The sequence below is a fragment of the Gabonibacter chumensis genome, assembly GCF_024741215.1.
GTDB classification, from domain to species: domain Bacteria; phylum Bacteroidota; class Bacteroidia; order Bacteroidales; family Marinifilaceae; genus Gabonibacter; species Gabonibacter massiliensis.
The window spans coordinates 437,238-456,516 of sequence record NZ_JANSKB010000002.1; the positions used below are offsets into that span (position 1 = coordinate 437,238).

At 43.8% G+C, this 19,279-nt stretch carries 18 protein-coding genes; 16 read left to right on the plus strand and 2 right to left on the minus strand.

The genetic code is table 11. The annotated features are described in order from the left end of the window. Nucleotides 1-7 precede the first annotated feature (7 nt). From NVS78_RS08560 to NVS78_RS08625, 14 genes are all read left to right on the plus strand, one after another. Complete coding sequence (locus tag NVS78_RS08560; RefSeq protein ID WP_286358819.1) at nt 8-223, plus strand: heavy-metal-associated domain-containing protein; 216 nt, start codon at nt 8-10, stop codon at nt 221-223. Nucleotide 224: 1 nt separating this feature from the next. Then, complete coding sequence (locus NVS78_RS08565; RefSeq protein WP_286358820.1) at nt 225-995, plus strand: YaaA family protein; 771 nt, start codon at nt 225-227, stop codon at nt 993-995. 59 nt (nt 996-1,054) lie between these two features. After that, a complete protein-coding gene (locus tag NVS78_RS08570; protein ID WP_286358821.1) occupies nt 1,055-1,804 on the plus strand; it encodes a CDGSH iron-sulfur domain-containing protein in 750 nt (249 codons plus the stop codon). A gap of 176 nt (nt 1,805-1,980) precedes the next feature. Further along, the gene (locus tag NVS78_RS08575) at nt 1,981-2,742 is read left to right on the plus strand and encodes a DUF1295 domain-containing protein (RefSeq protein WP_286358822.1); all 762 of its coding nucleotides are present in this window, start codon (nt 1,981-1,983) and stop codon (nt 2,740-2,742) included. 23 nt (nt 2,743-2,765) lie between these two features. Continuing rightward, entirely contained in the window at nt 2,766-3,986 is a 1,221-nt protein-coding gene (locus NVS78_RS08580; RefSeq protein WP_286358823.1) for an NADH:flavin oxidoreductase, read from the plus strand. 42 nt (nt 3,987-4,028) lie between these two features. Continuing rightward, the gene (locus NVS78_RS08585; protein WP_286358824.1) at nt 4,029-4,823 is read left to right on the plus strand and encodes an SDR family NAD(P)-dependent oxidoreductase; all 795 of its coding nucleotides are present in this window, start codon (nt 4,029-4,031) and stop codon (nt 4,821-4,823) included. 47 nt (nt 4,824-4,870) lie between these two features. Beyond that, the gene (locus NVS78_RS08590) at nt 4,871-5,743 is read left to right on the plus strand and encodes an SDR family oxidoreductase (RefSeq protein WP_286358825.1); all 873 of its coding nucleotides are present in this window, start codon (nt 4,871-4,873) and stop codon (nt 5,741-5,743) included. A gap of 45 nt (nt 5,744-5,788) precedes the next feature. Then, a complete protein-coding gene (gene nth, locus NVS78_RS08595) occupies nt 5,789-6,424 on the plus strand; it encodes an endonuclease III (RefSeq protein ID WP_286358826.1) in 636 nt (211 codons plus the stop codon). A 213-nt stretch (nt 6,425-6,637) separates the two neighbouring features. After that, entirely contained in the window at nt 6,638-7,492 is an 855-nt protein-coding gene (gene lipA, locus NVS78_RS08600; RefSeq protein ID WP_286358827.1) for a lipoyl synthase, read from the plus strand. Nucleotide 7,493: 1 nt separating this feature from the next. Further along, a complete protein-coding gene (gene lipB / locus NVS78_RS08605; protein WP_286358828.1) occupies nt 7,494-8,168 on the plus strand; it encodes a lipoyl(octanoyl) transferase LipB in 675 nt (224 codons plus the stop codon). A 227-nt stretch (nt 8,169-8,395) separates the two neighbouring features. Continuing rightward, nucleotides 8,396-8,995, plus strand: a complete 600-nt coding sequence (locus tag NVS78_RS08610; protein ID WP_286358829.1) for a GNAT family N-acetyltransferase — start codon at nt 8,396-8,398, stop codon at nt 8,993-8,995. A 199-nt stretch (nt 8,996-9,194) separates the two neighbouring features. Next, the gene (locus tag NVS78_RS08615) at nt 9,195-9,947 is read left to right on the plus strand and encodes a copper homeostasis protein CutC (protein WP_353620727.1); all 753 of its coding nucleotides are present in this window, start codon (nt 9,195-9,197) and stop codon (nt 9,945-9,947) included. A 3-nt stretch (nt 9,948-9,950) separates the two neighbouring features. Then, complete coding sequence (locus tag NVS78_RS08620) at nt 9,951-11,699, plus strand: aconitase family protein (protein WP_286358830.1); 1,749 nt, start codon at nt 9,951-9,953, stop codon at nt 11,697-11,699. 21 nt (nt 11,700-11,720) lie between these two features. Beyond that, on the plus strand, nt 11,721-12,518 hold the full coding sequence (locus NVS78_RS08625) for a nitrilase-related carbon-nitrogen hydrolase (RefSeq protein ID WP_286358831.1): 798 nt from the start codon (nt 11,721-11,723) through the stop codon (nt 12,516-12,518). 176 nt (nt 12,519-12,694) lie between these two features. Here the strand turns inward: NVS78_RS08625 and NVS78_RS08630 are convergent, their stop codons facing one another. Continuing rightward, a complete protein-coding gene (locus NVS78_RS08630; RefSeq protein ID WP_286358832.1) occupies nt 12,695-13,882 on the minus strand; it encodes a porin in 1,188 nt (395 codons plus the stop codon). 309 nt (nt 13,883-14,191) lie between these two features. After that, nucleotides 14,192-15,304, minus strand: coding sequence for a hypothetical protein (locus tag NVS78_RS08635; protein ID WP_286358833.1), 1,113 nt, complete (start codon nt 15,302-15,304; stop codon nt 14,192-14,194). Nucleotides 15,305-15,412: 108 nt separating this feature from the next. Between NVS78_RS08635 and NVS78_RS08640 the strand changes: the two genes are divergently transcribed. Continuing rightward, nucleotides 15,413-15,808, plus strand: coding sequence for a fibronectin type III domain-containing protein (locus NVS78_RS08640; protein WP_286358834.1), 396 nt, complete (start codon nt 15,413-15,415; stop codon nt 15,806-15,808). Between the two features lie 76 nt (nt 15,809-15,884). Beyond that, entirely contained in the window at nt 15,885-19,103 is a 3,219-nt protein-coding gene (locus tag NVS78_RS08645; RefSeq protein WP_286358835.1) for a golvesin C-terminal-like domain-containing protein, read from the plus strand. Nucleotides 19,104-19,279 lie beyond the last annotated feature (176 nt).

Genomic DNA, 19,279 nt, shown 5'->3' on the forward strand with positions numbered 1-19,279 from the left:
AGAAGGTATGGAAAAAAAATTCAGATTTAAAACAACATTGAAATGCGGAGGTTGTGTGGCTAAGGTTACCCCTTTGTTGAACAGTTTAAAGGATGTGACCGAATGGTCTGTTGATTTGAATTCTCCGGACCGGGTATTGACGGTAACCTTGAAAACCGGAGATACGGATTCCGTGATGAAGGCTGTTTCCGGTGTCGGGTATAAGATTGAGGAGTTGAGGTAGAATGCTGGTCCTGTTATCTCCGGCCAAGACCATGAATATGTCTTTGGTCGAACAAGACATACCCCATACGACACCGTTATATGCCGCCGAAGCCGAATTTCTTGCGGAACGGATGCAAAAGTATTCCGTAACCGAGCTGGCTCGTTTGCTTAAGGTAAGCGATAGGTTGGCCGAAGAGAGTTTTCAACGTTATCGACGTTTCGGCTCCTTGTCGAGTCCTCGTAAACAAGCCATCATTGCTTACGCCGGAACGGTTTTTAAGGCTATGGATACGGGCTCTTTTACCGAAGCCGATTTCGATTACGCTCAGGAGCATGTGCGTATCGTTTCGACTTTATACGGTTCGGTACGTCCTTTGGATCTGATCCAGGCTTATCGTATCGCTTATACGTTGAAATTGGATAAGGTAGAGGGAAAAAACTTGTATGATTACTGGCGACCCAAATTAACCCGGCTTTTGATAGAAGACGTTCGTAAGGCCGGCGGTATTCTCGTGAATTTAGCCAGTTTGGATATTCTGGGAGCCTTACGAATGGATCAAATCAACGAGGAGGTGAGGGTGATTACTCCTGAATTTCAGGAGTTCAGAAACGGGAAATGGGAAACCGTCCGTACGTATGCCAAGATGGCCCGGGGAATGATGACAGGGTATATCATACGGGACCGGATCGAAGATCCGGAGGATTTAAAATCCTTCAGTTGGAAAGGATTTGCTTTCGATACGGATCTGTCCGACGAGCGGCACTATATTTTTACCCGAAAAAGGTATTGAATTCGGGAACAAAACGATAGGTTTTGTAGTATATAGAGCACAAACCAATTCTATATGTCATGACACAAAAAAAACGTAATGTAGAACCGGGGACTCCTAAGGTAGATAGTAAGTACTCCATTGTTATCGATCGGAAAGGTCCTTATTTTGTATATGGACAACCCCCTTTGAAACAGGAATTCATTATGCCGAACGAGGAGGGTAATTCATGGGAATATGTTCCCGGAGAAAATTATTCGACGGCGGACGAGCCGACGGCTTTATGCCGTTGCGGGGCTTCCAAACATAAGCCTTATTGCGACGGAGCTCATGTAACAGCGGATTGGGACCCGGCTTTAACGGCCGATAACGTACCTTTATTGGAAAGAGCCGATGTTATAGAAGGACCGACCTTGGATTTGACGGATAATGAAAGATATTGTGCTTTTGCCCGCTTTTGCGATGCTTACGGAAAGGTATGGAATTTGGTAGAGGAATCGGATGACAGTGAGGCGCGGGAGCTAACGATCCGCGAATCCAATTATTGTCCTGCCGGGAGATTGAAGACATGGGACAAGGAGAAAGGAGAATTTGTAGAGCATCATTTGAAACCGGCATTGAGCTTAATTGAAGATCCGGCAGAGGATTGCAGCGGTCCGTTATGGGTAAAGGGAGGTATTCCGATCAACGATGATAAAGGTGTTGAATACGAGTTACGTAACCGGGTCACTTTATGCCGTTGCGGAGTTTCTTCCAATAAGCCGTTTTGCGATGGTTCTCATGCCAGTATTCGTTTTCAGGATGAGTTGCCTCAAGAACCGAAAAAATGAAAATATAACGAACTGATAGAGGGGAGGAACCAATCCATACCGGATCGGGTAGGAGTTGGACGTCCGGAAGGTTGAAATAAGATATGTACCGACCGGATGTCTTTTTTTTTGTTATTCCTATAGTAATCAGGCATAATTTTTGTTATGTTTGCCTAAATTTAGACAACGATTAATATATGGAGGCATTTAATATTTTTTTAATCTCTATGACGGTATTGGCGGTAATTGTTTTTATCGTTCTTTATTTTGTGAAAGCCGGATACGGAATTTTTTTCGACGGAAAGTGGGGAAGACCGATCGACAACAGGATAGGGTGGGTTTTGATGGAGTCGCCCGTTTTTGTGGCCATGTTTCTTTTCTGGTGTTTTTCCGGTCGTCGTTTCGAAATTGTTCCTTTGTTGTTTTTTCTTTATTTCGAGCTTCATTATTTCCAGCGTTCTTTTATCTTTCCTCTTTTATTGAAAGGGAGGAGTAAGATGCCGCTGGGGATCATGGTCATGGGGATCGTGTTTAATTTGTTGAATGCTTGCATGCAGGGAGGATGGATTTTTTATCTGTCTCCGGAAGATATGTATACGGTTGACTGGTTGACTACCCCCCAGTTTATCATCGGAAGCATATTGTTTTTCGTTGGGATGGGAATTAATATTCATTCGGATCATATTATCCGTACTCTGCGGAAGCCGGGAGACAAGGGACACTATTTGCCTCGAGGAGGGATGTTCCGTTATGTTACTTCCGCTAATTATTTCGGGGAGATCGTGGAGTGGAGCGGTTTTGCCATTTTGACTTGGTCCTGGGCCGGACTGGTATTCGTCGTATGGACCTTGGCTAATTTGGTCCCGCGTGCCCATTCCATATACCAGCGTTATCAGCATATGTTTGGCGAAGAAATGAAAAAATCTCATTTGAAACGGGTTTTTCCGTTTATATATTGACAGAGCAATAAAAAAATAGTACCATGTCATCTAATTTGTTTACACCGGGAGCTATAGGTCCTTTGACGTTACGAAATAGAACCATTCGTGCGGCGGCATTCGAGGGAATGTGTCCGGGAAATGCTCCTTCTCAAATGTTGCACGATTATCATTGTTCCGTGGCTAAGGGAGGTATCGGAATGACCACGATCGCTTACGCGGCTATCGTGCGAAGTGGCTTATCTTTCCCCCATCAATTGTGGTTAAGGCCGGAAATTGTTCCGGATTTACGCCGGCTGACGGATGATATACATAAAGAGGGGGCTGCGGCTTCTATTCAAATCGGGCATTGCGGCAATATGTCCAAGCCGGCGATGGCCGGGTGTACGCCGATATCTGCCTCTACCGGATTCAATATCTATTCGCCGACTTTTGTCCGGGGAATGAAAAAAGAGGAGATATACGAGATGGCCAAGGCTTTCGGACGTGCCGTGCATATGGCCCGGGAGGCCGGTTTCGACGCGGTGGAAGTTCACGCGGGACACGGGTATTTGCTCAGTCAATTCTTGTCTCCTTACACCAATCACCGTAAAGACGAGTTCGGTGGTTCGTTGGAAAAACGGATGCGGTTTATGCGAATGGCAATCGGGGAGGTCATGAAGGCGGCCGGTGATGATATGGCGGTATTGGTGAAGATGAACATGAGGGACGGGTTTAAGGGAGGAATGGAGATTGACGAATGTATCGAAGTGGCTAAAACCTTGGAACGGGAAGGCGTACATGCCTTAATTCTGAGCGGGGGATTCGTGAGCTGCGCTCCTATGTATGTTATGCGGGGGGCTATGCCGATGAAAACATTGACTCATTACATGCAACAGTTTTGGTTGCCGATAGGGGTTGCCATGGCCGGTCGGTTTATGATCCCGACGGTTCCCTTCCGGGAAGCTTACTTTTTTGAAGATGCGGTAAAATTCAGAAAAGAGGTTAAGTTGCCTTTGGTATATGTCGGCGGATTGATATCTAAGGAAAAGATCGATATGGTACTGGATGCCGGTTTTGAGTTCGTATCCATGGCGAGAGCTTTGCTGAATGAGCCTGATTTTGTAAACCGGATGGCGAAAGAGGAACATGCCCGGAATGCCTGCGAACACGTGAACTACTGTATCGCCCGGATGTATTCGCGGGAAATGGCGTGCCACCAGCATATGAAAGATTTACCTCGAAAGTTAGAACGGGAGATTGAAAAGATAAAAGGAAAGGGATAATCCTTTTAGATATTAAGAGAGAATCGTTAGAATGTAAAACAGATGGATAGAAATAAGCTAAGGGGGAAATTTGCACTAGTGACGGGGGCGAGTTCCGGAATCGGAAAAGAGTATGCCCGGGAGTTGGGAGCCATGGGATACGGATTGGTGCTCGTGAGCAATGAGGAAGAACGTATTCGGGAGGCCGGAGCGGAATTGGCGGCGGAGTATGGAGTGGAAACTCATCCTTTGTATATGGATTTGGCCGTAACGAGTGCGGCGGAGCACCTTTATACGTATTGTAAGGATAGAAATCTGGAGATAGAGGTTTTAGTGAATAACGCGGGCATATTTAAAATGAGCAAGGTGGTGGATCTTCCTGTTGCCGTTACGGAGAAAATGTTGTTATTACATATGGTTACGCCTGCTATGTTGTGTCGGTATTTCGGCGAAGACATGAAGGGTCGGGGTCGGGGGTATATTTTGAATATGTCTTCCATGTCGGCTTGGCTCTCTTATCCGGGAGTTTCCTTGTATGCCTCTACCAAATGCTTCTTAAAGTGTTTCTCCAGGGCCTTTCGTCTGGAAATGTTGGATTATGGCATTTACGTGACGGTATTATGTCCCGGGGCGATAGCGACGGATCTTTATCATTTGAGTAAGCGTTTGCAGAAATTGGCTTTACGTTTGGGAGTTATGATGACTCCGCAAAAATTGGCTCGCCGGGCGATCCGGGGGATGTTTCGCAAGCGAGCCTGGATGATGCCCGGGTTGGTGAATTATTTTTTTATGTTTTTCTTGTTTTTCCTTCCATTGGGGGTGGTCCGGTGGATCATGAGAAAAACGAAGATGATATAAGAAGTTTATTTTGAAAGTTAATATTGCAACTATTATAACGAGATCGTATGGACAGATGGATTATTGTAACCGGAGCTAATGGCGGAATGGGCCGGGCCATTACCGAATCGTTGGCAAAGGCCGGGCATCCGGTAGTTATGGCCTGCCGGAATACGGAACGATCCATGGATATCAGAAATCGTATCGTGAATGAAAGCGGTAACCGAAAAGTAGAATTGTTGCGTCTGGATTTATCTTCTTTTGACTCTATCCATCGTTTTGTGGAACAGTTGGATGATCGGGAAGTGGGGGGATTGGTGAATAATGCGGGTATCATGTGCAAGGAATTTTCCGTCACCCCCGACGGGTTAGAGACGACCGTGGGAGTGAATTACGTGGGCCCTTGGTTATTGACCCGGTTACTGCTGCCTTATATGGGGATAAATAAAATCTCCCGGATCATTAACGTTTCTTCGTGTACTTTCCGGATGGGAAAAATCGATGAATATTTTTTTGAGCCAGTACGGGAGAAATTTCGTCGTTTTAAGGCTTATTCCGCCTCGAAGCGGGCTATTTTACTGTATACTTCGGAGTTGGCCGATCGTTTAAAAGAGAAGTCCGTCGTTGTCAACGCCGTGGATCCGGGAGTGGTAAACACGGGAATGATCACGATGCATCAATGGTTCGACCCGCTGGCCGATCGTTTCTTTCGCCCTTTTATTCAATCTCCGGAAAAGGGTGCTGATACTACTATCTGGTTGACTACTTCAAAAGAGGCAGAGAATTACACGGGATGTTTCTTTAGGAAAAGAAAAGAGAGAAAACTTCCGGATGATCTATTGAACCGGGAGAACCGCATACGTTTATGGAAAGCTACGGAGGATTTTTTAGAGAAAAAGAGAGGAATTCGTTTTCAGGATAAAGTGAGCCTTTCTTTTTAACCATTATTATGTATTATCTTGATATGGAAAAGAATGAATAAAAAAATGAAATTAGAAGAGAGATATAAAAATGTCATTGAGTGGTTTAAGGAAAATATGCCGGTAGCCGAGACTGAGCTGCTTTATCGTGACCCGTTTGAGTTGATCGTGGCGGTGATTTTATCGGCCCAATGTACGGATAAGCGGGTGAACATGGTAACGCCCGGGCTTTTGGCCCGTTTCCCCAATGCCGAATCCATGGCAGAGGCGGAGGTATCGGAAATATTCGAATTAATTAAATCCATCTCTTTCCCTAATAATAAATCGAAACATCTTTCCGCGATGGCTAAAAAACTGGTTGCCGATTTCGGTGGGGAAGTTCCCGATGACATGGAAAAATTGCAGACTTTACCGGGTGTGGGCAGGAAGACGGCCAATGTCGTGGAGGCTGTGGCTTTCGGAAAAGCGGCTATGCCCGTGGATACCCATGTATTTCGGGTATCCGACAGGATCGGATTGACTACTGACGCGAAAACCCCGTTGGAAACGGAGAAACAATTAGTGCAGCACATCCCGACCGAAATTCTTTCAACGGCACATCATTGGTTGATATTGCACGGAAGATATGTATGTACGGCCCGTAAACCGAAATGTGAACATTGCGGTATCGCTCCCTATTGCCGTTATTTCGGGAACAAATAATTTTTTTGAACTGACGCAACCTTTTCCGTTTTTTTGCATCTAAGAAATAACTAAGTAATAAAAACGGGAATTTTTAATTGGATTTGAAAGGTTCATAAATTGATCAAGTCAAAATTAGGGTTAGTAGTAGTGGTAAAGCTGTCTTTTTAGGCAGCTTTTCTTTTTTATGCTGCGGAGAAGAGGTATATTTGCCGAAAATTTAAAAGACTTCATATGGCGTGTTGTAATAGCAGAAGAAAACCGGAATGGTTGAAAATAAAGTTGCCGAAAGGTCAAAATTCAACAGAGGTATTAAATATAGTTCGGGGACATCATTTGCATACGATATGTACGAGCGGAATGTGTCCGAATCAAGGGGAATGTTGGGGAAACGGAACGGCCACGTTTATGATCGGGGGAGATGTTTGTACCCGTTCCTGTAAATTTTGTAATGTAAAGACCGGACGTCCGGCACCTTTAGATCCTCAGGAACCGGACAATATCGCACGGTCCATACAGTTGCTGAAGTTAAGGCATGCCGTAATTACTTCAGTAGACCGGGACGACGTGGATGATCTGGGTGCTTCTCACTGGGTGAAGGTTATACAGAAGGTAAAAGAGGTAAATCCGGAGGTTACCATGGAGGTGCTGATACCTGATTTTCAAGGACGGAAAGAGTTGATTCAGCAGGTTATCGATGCTCGTCCGGATGTGATTTCTCATAATTTAGAGACCGTAAAGCGTTTGTCCGATAGTGTCAGAAGCAGGGCTACCTATCCGGTTTCTTTGGACGTGATCAAACAGGTCGCGGATTCCGGGATTGTATCGAAATCCGGTATTATGTTGGGGTTGGGAGAGACGAAAGACGAGATTTTGGAGACGATGGATGATTTACGCGGCGTGGGCTGTAAGGTCATGACGATTGGCCAATATTTGCAACCTACGGCTAAAAATTTGGAAGTGAAGGAATACGTTACGCCGGAGGTGTTCGAAGAGTATCATCGGATTGGTTTGGAGAAAGGGTTTACACACGTGGAGAGCGGTCCGTTGGTAAGGTCCAGTTACCATGCCGAGAAACATGTCAGATAAGATGAAGAAGACCGTATTTTTAGATATGGGATTGGCGGATTATCGTTCCGTCTGGCGAAAGCAGGAGGAATTGATGGATGGGATCAAAGCCCGTAAACTGAAGGGTGAAACTACATCCAATTATCTTTTGTTCGTGGAGCATCCTCATGTTTATACTTTGGGAAAGAGCGGGGATGCGGCCCATATGTTGATTGACTCCATTCAGCTGCGGGCAAAACAGGCTGAATTCGTGAAAGTAGACCGGGGAGGGGATATTACCTACCACGGCCCGGGCCAATTGGTGGCATACCCGATCTTGGATATGGTTAATTTCGGATTGGGTGTGAGGGATTACGTGGACCGTTTGGAAGAGGTCGTTATTCAGAGTATAGGTGAATACGGAATTCGAGGAGAACGATTGGCGGGGGCGACCGGCGTATGGTTGGAGGCCGTGGGACCGAAAGCTCGTAAAATTTGTGCTATTGGAATCAAATGTTCCCGTTTTGTGACCATGCATGGTTTTGCTTTGAACGTGAATACCGATATGAATTATTTCAATTACATCCACCCTTGCGGGTTCGTGGATAAGGGTGTTACTTCGATGACTCAAGAGTTGGGACATAAATTGGTGATGGGAGAGGTGAAGGAGGTCGTAAAACGGAAGTTTGGGGAGTTATTCGGGATGGAATGGGAATAATTTCTTCCCGCGCGATGCAAACCGATCTATCTTGATTTAGTTTTCCGTGATGTTTTATAAAAAACGAGATCTGTTTCCTTGTAATTAATTGTTTTATAATGTATTATCGATCATAAATTTATTTTCGTTTCGGAGTACAGCGAATCATTAATCTCCGTATGTTTGTGTAGTTTTAATGATAAAAAACAATTTGAACAGAGGAAGATTCTGAAAAGAATCTTGCGATTATGAAAACAGATGCAGGTGATTTTCCTTCGTCGATGAGTTCCGGGAGGGAAACTTTAATATTACCGAAAGAAGCACGTCCCGTGCGCCTTGAAGGAGACGGATTCGTGTTGAGAGAGTGGCGTTTCTCCGATTGTAATTCCTTGGCAGAAAATGCAAATAATGTAAAAGTATGGAATAATGTAATGGATCATTTTCCGCATCCTTACACGAAACAGGATGCTTTCGATTACATCAGCATGGTCCATTTGTTGCCGGGACCTCCCATGCGCTTTGCCATTGAGGTCGACGGCAAAGCGGTCGGTAGTATAGGTTTCGGTTCCGAAGGCGATATTGAAAGGATAACGGCCGAGATCGGATATTGGCTGGGAGAAGCTTATTGGGGGAAAGGAATCATGCCTAAGGTTATAAAAGCGGTCACGGAATATGCTTTTGAGACTTTCCCCTTTCAGAAGTTGTATGCCCTGGTATTCGATTTCAATCGGTCTTCCATGCACGTTCTGGAAAAGGTGGGATATACCTTGGAAGCCGTGTTGCATAAAGCGGCTGTGAAAAACGGTAGAGTAATCGATTTCTATTATTACAGTATACTGCGTTCCTGATTTTTAGAAGGCGATGAAACGGTATGAACGTTTATGGTAGCGTATGAAACCACGATAAGTATCGTCATGTACCTCGGGTCGGTACTCGTATCGTTTATAGGCGTAGGTCTGTTTTATCCGTTTCCGTATGAATTTCTTTGTGGATTATTTGAATAGAACGGAATAAAGGTTTATTTTTATAATCTAATTGATATTGGGTATGGATATGGAGCATAAAGTGGAAGTTGAGGTTTGTGCTTATTCATTGGAATCCTGTTTGAATGCGCAAATGGCAGGGGCGGATCGGGTGGAATTGTGTACGGCTATGTATGACGGGGGATTGACTCCGCCGGCTGCTGCCATCCGAATGGCGAGAGAGTTATTGTCCATCGAATTATACGTAATGATCCGGCCGCGGGGAGGAGATTTTTTCTATTCCGATTTAGAATTTCAACAGATGAAAGAGGAGATTCTTTATGCCAAATCTTGCCGTGCGGATGGGGTTGTTTTGGGTATTTTGTCGGCAGACGGCCGGGTGGATACGGAACGAACGAGGGTGTTAGTGGAGTGTGCCGCTCCTTTGAAGGTAACTTTCCATCGGGCGATAGATATGGTCAGAGATAGGGAAGAGGCGTTGGAAGAGGTGATCCGAGCCGGTTGTTACCGGGTATTGACATCGGGAGGGGAGAGTGATGCGGAGAGAGGAAAAGAGGGTATCCGGCGTTTGGTCGATTTGGCAAAGGGAAGGATAAAAATTATGGCCGGATCCGGCGTCAACGCCGCGAATACCCCTTGTATAGCAAAAACCGGGGTGGATGCGTTGCACATGAGCGGCAAAAATCATAGAGATAGTAAGATGATTTATCGTAACCCGAGGGTATCAATGGGAGGGATTTCCGGTATTTCCGAGTACGAAGAATATTATAGCGATATTGAAAAAATAGAGGCTGTAGTCAAATTGATAAATGAATAAATTATGGAACGTACATTTGTAGAGAAAATATTGAATGCACCCGTCGGGAGTATTGTTGTTCGGGAACCGGATTATGTTTTAAGCCATGATAACTCGGCCCGGATCCGTAGGATATTCGAACGAATGGGAGGGGAAAACGTGTATTGTCCGAATCAATTGGTTATTGTGCTGGATGGAAAAGTATCCGGATTGACGAATGAAATGATCAATGAATATAATTCTATTCGCAATTTTGTGGAAGAACAACATATAGAACATTTTTACGATTGCGACCGGGGCATTTGCCACCAGGTGCTGGCAGATATTGTAAAGCCGGGGATGTTAATCACGGGAAGCGACAGTCATATGGCTACAGCCGGGGCTTTTAACTGTTTTGCCATGGGTGTGAATAAGACGGAGACCGCGGCTTTGTGGAAAACGGGGAAGATATGGTTCAGGGTTCCCGAGACCATAAAGATTGTTTTAAAAAACAGCTTGTCCGATGGTGTTGTGGCGAAGGATTTGGCTTTGTGGATTATGGGGATACTGAGTGAAATAGAGGTAAACGGACAGATCGTCGAGTACCATGGAGACGGTGTGGGAAGTTTATCTATTGCCGATCGGATGACGATAGCCAATGTATCCACGGAAATGGGTATCGAGTGTTCTGTTTTTCCGCCTGACGACGTATTGGCTGATTATTTTGGAGAACCTGCAGTCCGCGGCATATGGGCGGATAAGGGGGCAAATTATGTCAGGTATATCGAAATCGATTTGGCAAAAGTGTTCCCGTTGGTGTTGGATACGGTACAGGGAGAGATCAGGGGAGTGAACGAAATCGAGGGTATTAAAATACAACAAGGATTGATAGGGGGATGCTCTGCCGGTCGTTTGGAAGATTTGAGGTTGGCGGCGATGATATTGGACGGAAAACATGTGGCTGATCATTTTCAGCTTTTTATTGTTCCGGCTTCCCGGGCTATTTATTTACAGGCTATCGAAGAGGGCGTTATCGATATATTGTCCCGTGCCGGAGCTGTTATTCTGGGTGCCAGTTGTGGTCCTTGTTTAAGTGTAGGGCATATGGCTTCTGCCGACAACAGTCGTTTAATTTCGACGACCAATAGTTATTTTATCGGGAATACGGCAACATCGGGTGTAAAGAAATACGTGGCTTCTCCGGTAACGGTGGCCATGACCGCCATGCGGGGAGAATTGTCGACCGTAATTCATTTTCAGGGTGCCGAATTTAAATGCAGGCCCAAGCCCGAAGAACAAGGGTGTATAGAAGGGTATGACTATCGCAGGAGAGCAGCCGTTTGGAACTATTCCGATATAGATAATATCTCTTGTCGACAGATATTTTCCGAGAAATTGACTTATAAGATAACGCATGAGCAGACGGATTTGATTAAACCGGCTCTTTTTGCCGGGTTGGATATGAATTTTTCCGTGGAGGTAAAACCGGGAGATCTGATTGTTGCCGGGGAAAATTTCGGATGCGGCAGATTGATCAAACATGCCGTGACGGGATTGATGGCAGTAGGAATACGTTTAATCATAGTGAAGTCGGTTAACCGTAATTTTTATCGTATGGCAATGAATCACGGGCTATACATTATCATCAATAGGGAGGTGGCGAAAGACTATACGTCCGGCGATCAATTGACTTTGGATATAGAAGTCGGGAAAGTATACCTGAATAACCGGGAATATATTTTACCGGAAGTAGACCCGCTTTTTTTCGGATTTCTTGGAAAAAAAATTAGTTGATATGTATACAATGGTGTTATTATGATATTTCGATTATGTATTCTGTGTTTATGTTTGAGTTGGTGTGGAGAGATAAAAGCACAACAAGCTCGACAAAAAAGCGGCTTAAAAGTCGGTTTGGTACAGGCTTCTCTGGCTTGGGGAGATGTTGAAGAGAATTTAAAAGCATTTAGCAGGAGGATATCGCAAAGCAGGAAAGGGGATGTGATTATCTTACCCGAATTATTTGCTTCCGGATGTCTGATGAAGAAGAGGGATAAACAGGAGTCTTTAAGTGAAAAAGTACGGATCGCTTCTTATTTTACTCGCGTTACGGATTCTCTGAAACAATGGTCTGCCCGTACGGGAGCCTTACTTATGGGATCGACAGTGTACAATGAAAATGGGAAATTTTATAATCGATTGATCGTGGCTTTTCCGGACGGTAGCTGTCGTTTTTACGATAAACGTAATTGTTTTAGAATGGGCGGTTATACTCCGGGAGAGAAACAGTTGTTTTTTGAATACAAAGGGTATAAAATAGCCACTTATATATGTTATGATTTGCGTTTTCCGGAATGGAGTAAAAATACGGAAGGTTACGATGTGGCTGTTTATGTAGCCAATTGGCCGGAGTCTCGTCAAAAAGATTGGGAGACCTTGTTGCGGAAACGCGCCGTAGAAAACAAAGCGTATATCGCGGGTGTAAATTGTTGCGGTACTGATCCAAACGGATTGAAATATGCCGGTGGATCACGGGTATTGAATCCCGAGGGGGAGGTGTTGGGAGAGTGCCGTGATTTTACCGACGAAACTGTTTGGGTTGATATTGATCATTAGGATTTTGTGATTCAATGATTTATTGATGCTGGGATTTAATTTGAATCTTCTGATTGTAAATCGAATGCCGTATTTTAATCTACAATCGTCAATTTTTTTAATCACCCAATCTCCCAATCACCTAATCACCTAATCATTATATCCCTCAATCTCCCGATCCTTCTATCTTTCGATTATTAAAACAGAGGAAGATTATAGATTAAGCCTAAAGAAAGTTGCGTGGTTGAATAGTCCTTTGTTCCGAATTGTTTTGCTCTGGTTGTGTATTTGTAAGAGCGTCCGATGTAAGCCAAATAGAAACGGAGGTTTTCTTTCGCGGGATAGAACTCGACTCCTCCGAAATAACCGTATGAAGTCCGGTATTTCCCTTTTTCCCGGTTCCGGTTTTGTTTGTACACAGAGGCTGTTTCGTACATTCCTTTTACAAACAGATTCCAATGCGGCCGGAAACGGTAGTTGAGTTTAGTCACGTAGGATTGATACCTGGTATACTCTGCGCAACTGGGATTTGTTTCCGTACGGGTGATATCGGAAATGATTTCCCGGCTGTCCAACTCTTCGTCCGAAAGTGTAAAATCTATATAGATATTCAATTTACCGAGGTTCAGTTGATTTCCTAAGACGTAGTAGAGACTACGAGTGTTACGGGCTTGATTTAAGAGGGAAAAGGACCAGCGGGTAGCTAACCTGTTCCCGAAAAAATAACCGTTCCAGTTCAGGGTATAGGCTAACGGAAACTTACTTTTCTCGATTCCTTCCGGTAACACCCCGTAGAGTTCTTCTAAAGAGCTGCAACGACTATTGACGATTTGAACCTGAATTTGTTGATTCGCGTTAAATTGATATATCCCGGTTACCCCGGTCATAAAGTCGAAATACATATAATCGATCATATCGCTATACTGGTATATTTCGTGCGGATCGAGGTCGTATTCGAATCCTCCGTATGCGGCAGCCTGTTTACCTATTTTAAAAGAGAAGCGGTCCGAAAATTTGAGATCGATCATGGCGTAATCGATGGAGAGGGGAAGGTTATCCAGTTCGGCCGGGGTATTTTCCCGATTCAGGCGTTGACGCCATCGATAGGAGAGCCAGGGGGTGATTTTTCCGCGGGCATCGATACGGAACTCTTTCATTTTGAATGCGGCTTGCTCGATCCGATCGCCTTTGAAGTTAGCGTTGAATCCTCCCTGCATGAGTATGGAGAGATTGAAATAATCGGTCTTCTTTTCCATGCCGCTGACCACCTCAAACAAAGATTTTCCGGATAGAGAGTCTTGTTCTGATAGATGTGATAGAAGGGTTTGTGAATGACTTCGGGAAAAAAATAACGACAGCAAAATAATAAATGAGGCGATTTTCATGAATAATTCCGTTTAACGTGTTTTTGGTAAAGTTCAATTAAAGGCCGCAAAAATAATACTATATTCCTCTTTTGCAAAATAAATCGATCTTCCTGTAAGGAAAGTGGGCTATTCGAATACAGCAGGGATGAGTCGGCCGTCGAAGGTTTGTAATCTCATAAAATTTGAAGATCCTTATTGATTGCAAAAATATCAAGAAATAAAAAATCCCGACTAATCCATGTCATGATTATTCGGAATTTAAACTTACAATGGTAGAAACGACGACCGACCCTAAAAGGGTTAATTTATAATCTCGTACATCTCTATTTAAATCGTTAAATCCGCTTTATACAGCGTTAGACCCTCCTCGTTATACTCGCAGAAGTATACCGAACTACAATCATTCGATATACTGTAATAGCCTTTTTTTCTATTGGGCAAATCAAACTTTTTGATCGGGTTTAAATCCCAGTCAAACACGAAGATCGCTTTTTTCCGTCGTCCTGAATTTTTATCCTCTTCACTAAAATAACCATCAACCCCACATAAAATATATTTATCGTTTAGTTTTATTAAACCGACTCTCAGGTGTCTGTCATTTATCGTGGTAAACGACGCTTCCTCCCCAGCTCCACGTTGCATCTTCGAGTATCTTTTTTCGTTTATCACATTTCCACTGCTGAGATCAAACGTATATAATATAAATTGATCGTTCACGGAAAAAACAACAGTATCATTATTTTTCACGGCAATAGAACCTTGGGCGTAAGCATATTTTATCAGGTCGTTTGCGGCTAATTGTCTGCCTTCTGTTTTCCCGACATCAAAACTATCATAGGTTATGGTTTCGTAAGCGTTTGCTTCACCATTATTAAATATGACAACCGATTTTTTATTGATCTCGTTACTTTTTCCTATATCATGGAATAAAACCGGACGTATTGTCGCAAGGACGGAGCTGTTGGGAAGTTTGATCATTTGAGATACCAGAACGCTATCCGGGGCCATTGTCACGGAAAATTTTCTTTCTCCCACGGGCATATTATCTATTATATCTTTTTTAGCAAAAGTTTTTATCGTGTTTCGATTTACGTAAAGTAGAACGGAATCACCTATCATCTCAAATTTATCTAAATCAATTAGCTCATTGGCCGCTTCTCCTCTCGATGCAATTGTAGATAATTTCTCTCCTGTATTCAGGTTATAACAGGATCCAAAATCATGCTTCCCTCTTTCGAAATGCCACAGTATGGAATCATCGATCACGCACCCCCCTCGTACAAGAATGTCATATGTATTAAAAGGTTTAAATGCCAGTTTTTCGGTAACAGGAAAATCCGTATCTATATTTGAGATAGAAGGAATCGAATGCTTTGCACTATTGCAACTAAAAAGAGAGATACCGATTAAAAACGATAAAAATTGATGTTTTTTTGTCATAACTATAATCTATTGTAAAAATATAATGATATTATTTTGCAAATGTAAACAAAATAATTATTTTTGCAAATAAAAACATCTAATATTGATATTTAAATTAAGAAAACTATGGAAAAAAACGTTTTGAAGTCATTCTTATTCATCTGTTTAGGTTTAACCATCACGACTCTTGTATTTGCCGGTGCGAAGGCAATCATAACTGCTCCCAGTCCTCCGGGAAAACCTAGTGCCGATAATGTAACAACTACTGGATGTACATTAAAATACCTGCCACCTGAAAATGATGGAGGTGCACCAGTCGTAGCATATGATATTGAATACAAATTAATTAGTTGGGGATGGGACTCATGGCGGGACAAAGGGATGTCTCCCACACTTGAACATACTATTAGTGATATGATGGAAAATACTACAGCAATATTTCGTGTCAAAGCTGGAAATCGAATGGGAAAAAGTGAGCCGTCAAAGGTATCCAATGAAGTAACATTTGAAGATCCGTTCTAATCGGAATAAAATACCAAAAAACAAAAAAATCCCGAATAATCCATATCATGATTATTCGGGATTTAAACTTACGATTATGGAAACGACAGCCCTTAAAACCGCTATATTTTACGAGAGCAAATTAGTAAAAAGAAACTGGTTATTTTACCTTTTTATCCTCGGGATATTGGGATACACCCTAGGTATTTTGATCCCGTGGAATATTCATCGCGTCGTGTGGTGGGATATCGCGTTCGCGTCTTCCATCCCTTTATGCGGAGTTTACTTTTTAAACTTGTTTCAATCGTTAATTGTCTCCTTTATCGCTTGTAATATCTACAGGAAGCGGAAAAAAGCCGAAACCCGGGAGGTCCTTCTCACCCGGCCTATCGGTAACGGGCAAGCTTTCCTCGGGGAATCCTTAGGTATTTTTATCCCGTTTTTAGTAATCGATGTTATTTTTATGATTATTTGCGTGTTTATCAACATGTTCATGCCAGACTCGCCCGTAACCCCCCTGGTAAATCTTTTTTATCTTCTCACGTACGTGTTACCCACGCTTGTTTTTATCACCGGGTTATCCTTGCTCGTGAACAAACTGGTCAAACACCCTTTTGTCAGTTGGCTCATTCTGATTGTTTTTCTCTATTTGGCATACACTTACCTGACGACGCCTCTTCACGGGATACTGGATTTTCGGGGCAGTCTACTTCCAAACACTTTTTCTACCATAGTCGGGTTCATGAATCTGTCGGATTACCTGATCCACCGAATAGCTTTCTTGCTACTGGGAATAAGCCTTCTCTATTTTTGCGTTTTGCTCACGAAAAGGTTTCCCGGTGCACCCGGCAGAAGACGCTATTTGATCGTTCCGGCCTCTCTATGTTTAGTACTTGCCCTGGGCCTCGGGATCATTTACGTTGAAAAGTTTCGAACCCGCCTGAAAAACAGGGTCAAATATCGCGAAACCCTTGTTAAATACAATGAATACCCCAAGGCACGGGTACTCACCCACGATATCACCTATCGTCCCGGGGGAAATCAATTCTCGGCAACAAGCCGGATGAAGGTCCAGAACCAGAAAAAAGTAAGAATGGAGCAGCTCCTGCTCTTTTTAAACCCGGGGATAAAGATCGACAAGCTTGAATCCGGGGGACAAAACCTTCCCTTCCACAGGGATCACCAGGTAATTGTCATCGAGCGTTCCCTGGCTCCCGAAGAAAATATCGAGCTAAAGATGGAATACGAGGGAACAATCGACGAGGATATTTACCAGGTAAACATCGACGACGAGGATTTCTTTTCTCCCGAAGCCAGGGCACGCGGTGAAAATTACGGGAGACGCGCGGCTTTTGTCTCGAGTAAATACACTTTACTCGTGCCGCAAGTGATGTGGTACCCGATGGCAGTTTCCCCGGTCGAGTTACAGGCATCCAAGGAGACCAATTTCACGGACTACACCCTCCACGTTAAAAACCCGGGCGAGATGACCGTTTTATCGCAAGGAAAACCAGAAAGAGAAGGAGATAACGTCACGTTCAAGAATTTGCAAAACCTGACCGGGTTAAGCCTTTGTATCGGGAAATACGAGAAAAGGACGGTCACCGTTGATTCCCTTACGGTCGAATTTTACGCTTACCCGGGAAATGATTTCTACCTGAAATCTCTCGATGAGTGGGAGGACCTGGAAGAAGACAACCCGACCCGAGAGAAAAATTTAACGGAAATATTTAATCAATGCAAAAATATCATCGAGGAAGGCAAGCCCAACCCTTACCCCTTTAACTATTTTAAACTGATCGAGGTTCCTTCATCTTTTCTACGCGGAATCCCGTTCAGCGATAATATTCAACCGGAAATAGCGTTTTTCGAGGAACGATTTTGTACAAAGGATCATGAAAAACCCGGTACTCTTTCCGGGAGGCCTCCCGGAGACATGAGCGTGCAAGAATACATGCTGTACAACAATATGCCCTATTACCTGGGTCAGATAAACACGGGTCATATTTTCTCGGATTACAATCGTGGTATCACCTCTGACAGGTATCGGGGGATAGACTTGATATTCAATCAAATGATACAGCCGGAAGAAGTCAGATTAAATATAACGCCGAAAATATTGAATCGTATCGAGGAAAAAGGATTGGAAGGGGTCATCACGGAAGGGTATAGCGGGGAGCAAAGCATCGCTATTTCTTTAAAAGTTTCTCATTTACTGGGTTATCTCACGACGATTACCACCTGGGACTCCCTGACCCGGTTTACACGGGAATTTAGCGAGCGTGCCCGTTTCCGGGAAGCGGACTTCGACTCGTTTGTCGAGGAGTTCGAACGGCGTTTCGGGCAGAACATCAAGGAATACATGGACGAGTGGTACGCGAGTCGTCAACTTCCCTTGTTATCGATAAAAGATTTATCCTGTAAAACGACCAAGGAGAGGCAAATCATCGATTTCAAGGTCGGCAATTTCAGTGAAACGGAAGGTGTCGTTTCGGTCATTACACGCGGTTGGACGCGAAGCGGGAAAGAGACGATCGTGAATTGCCGGGGTTACCGGATCGAACCCGGGGAATGTAAACGAATCGTCGTTCATGAAAACTTGAGATATTCCCTGAAATTAACCACGAACTACTCGGGCAATTTACCGAAAAGCATTATATTGGATGGGAGGGAGTCTCCATTATCAGGTCCCGTACCCGGGGAAGGAGTAACCTTGCTCGATAGAGATCAATTCTGTCCCCCGGGGGAGATTGTCGTGGACAACGAGGACGAGAACTTCCACTTGATCGATTCGGCAAACAACCGGAAACGATTGGCGGATCTGATCAAAAACGAGGACGATCGAGAATACTTTTTCTCGGGTTGTAATACCAAAGCTAACACCTGGGGGGGGCCAGCCTTAGAAAATGGATTAAATAAGGCTTACGGCAAGTATATTCGGAGTGCTTTTACAAAAGCGGTCGGCACGGGAAAGTTCAGGGCCGAGTGGACGGCAAATCTCCCGGAAGCAGGCAAATACGAGATATTTATCCATCGGCCTCATGTAGAGACACAGAACATAGATCAATATACAACCGATTACCCGGGGATGAAAAACTATTACACGGTTTACACGCCAGGGGGAAAGGAAGAAATCGTTTTAGAAGTTCAAAAAGGAGATCCGTCTTGGGTATCATTGGGCACCTTCACCCTACCGGCAGGAGAATCCCGTGTCGTGTTGGATGACCGGGGAGTTCCTCCTATCGAAAGTGATGGCAGGTTGAAGTATGCCCAATTGGTCGTGGCCGATGCCGTCAAATGGGTAAAGCTAAAATAATGATGATAATTTAATGTTATGAGATGAATCTTCTGATCATACGCTTTATCTTTGCTTTTTTCGAAATCGAGATTTTGAGAGAAAGGGATAGTGACAAAAATAGTACATGAGTCTCTTCTTGATGACACTGCGGTTTTATATTGTTACCTATTGTATTTGTGTAAAACAATATTGTA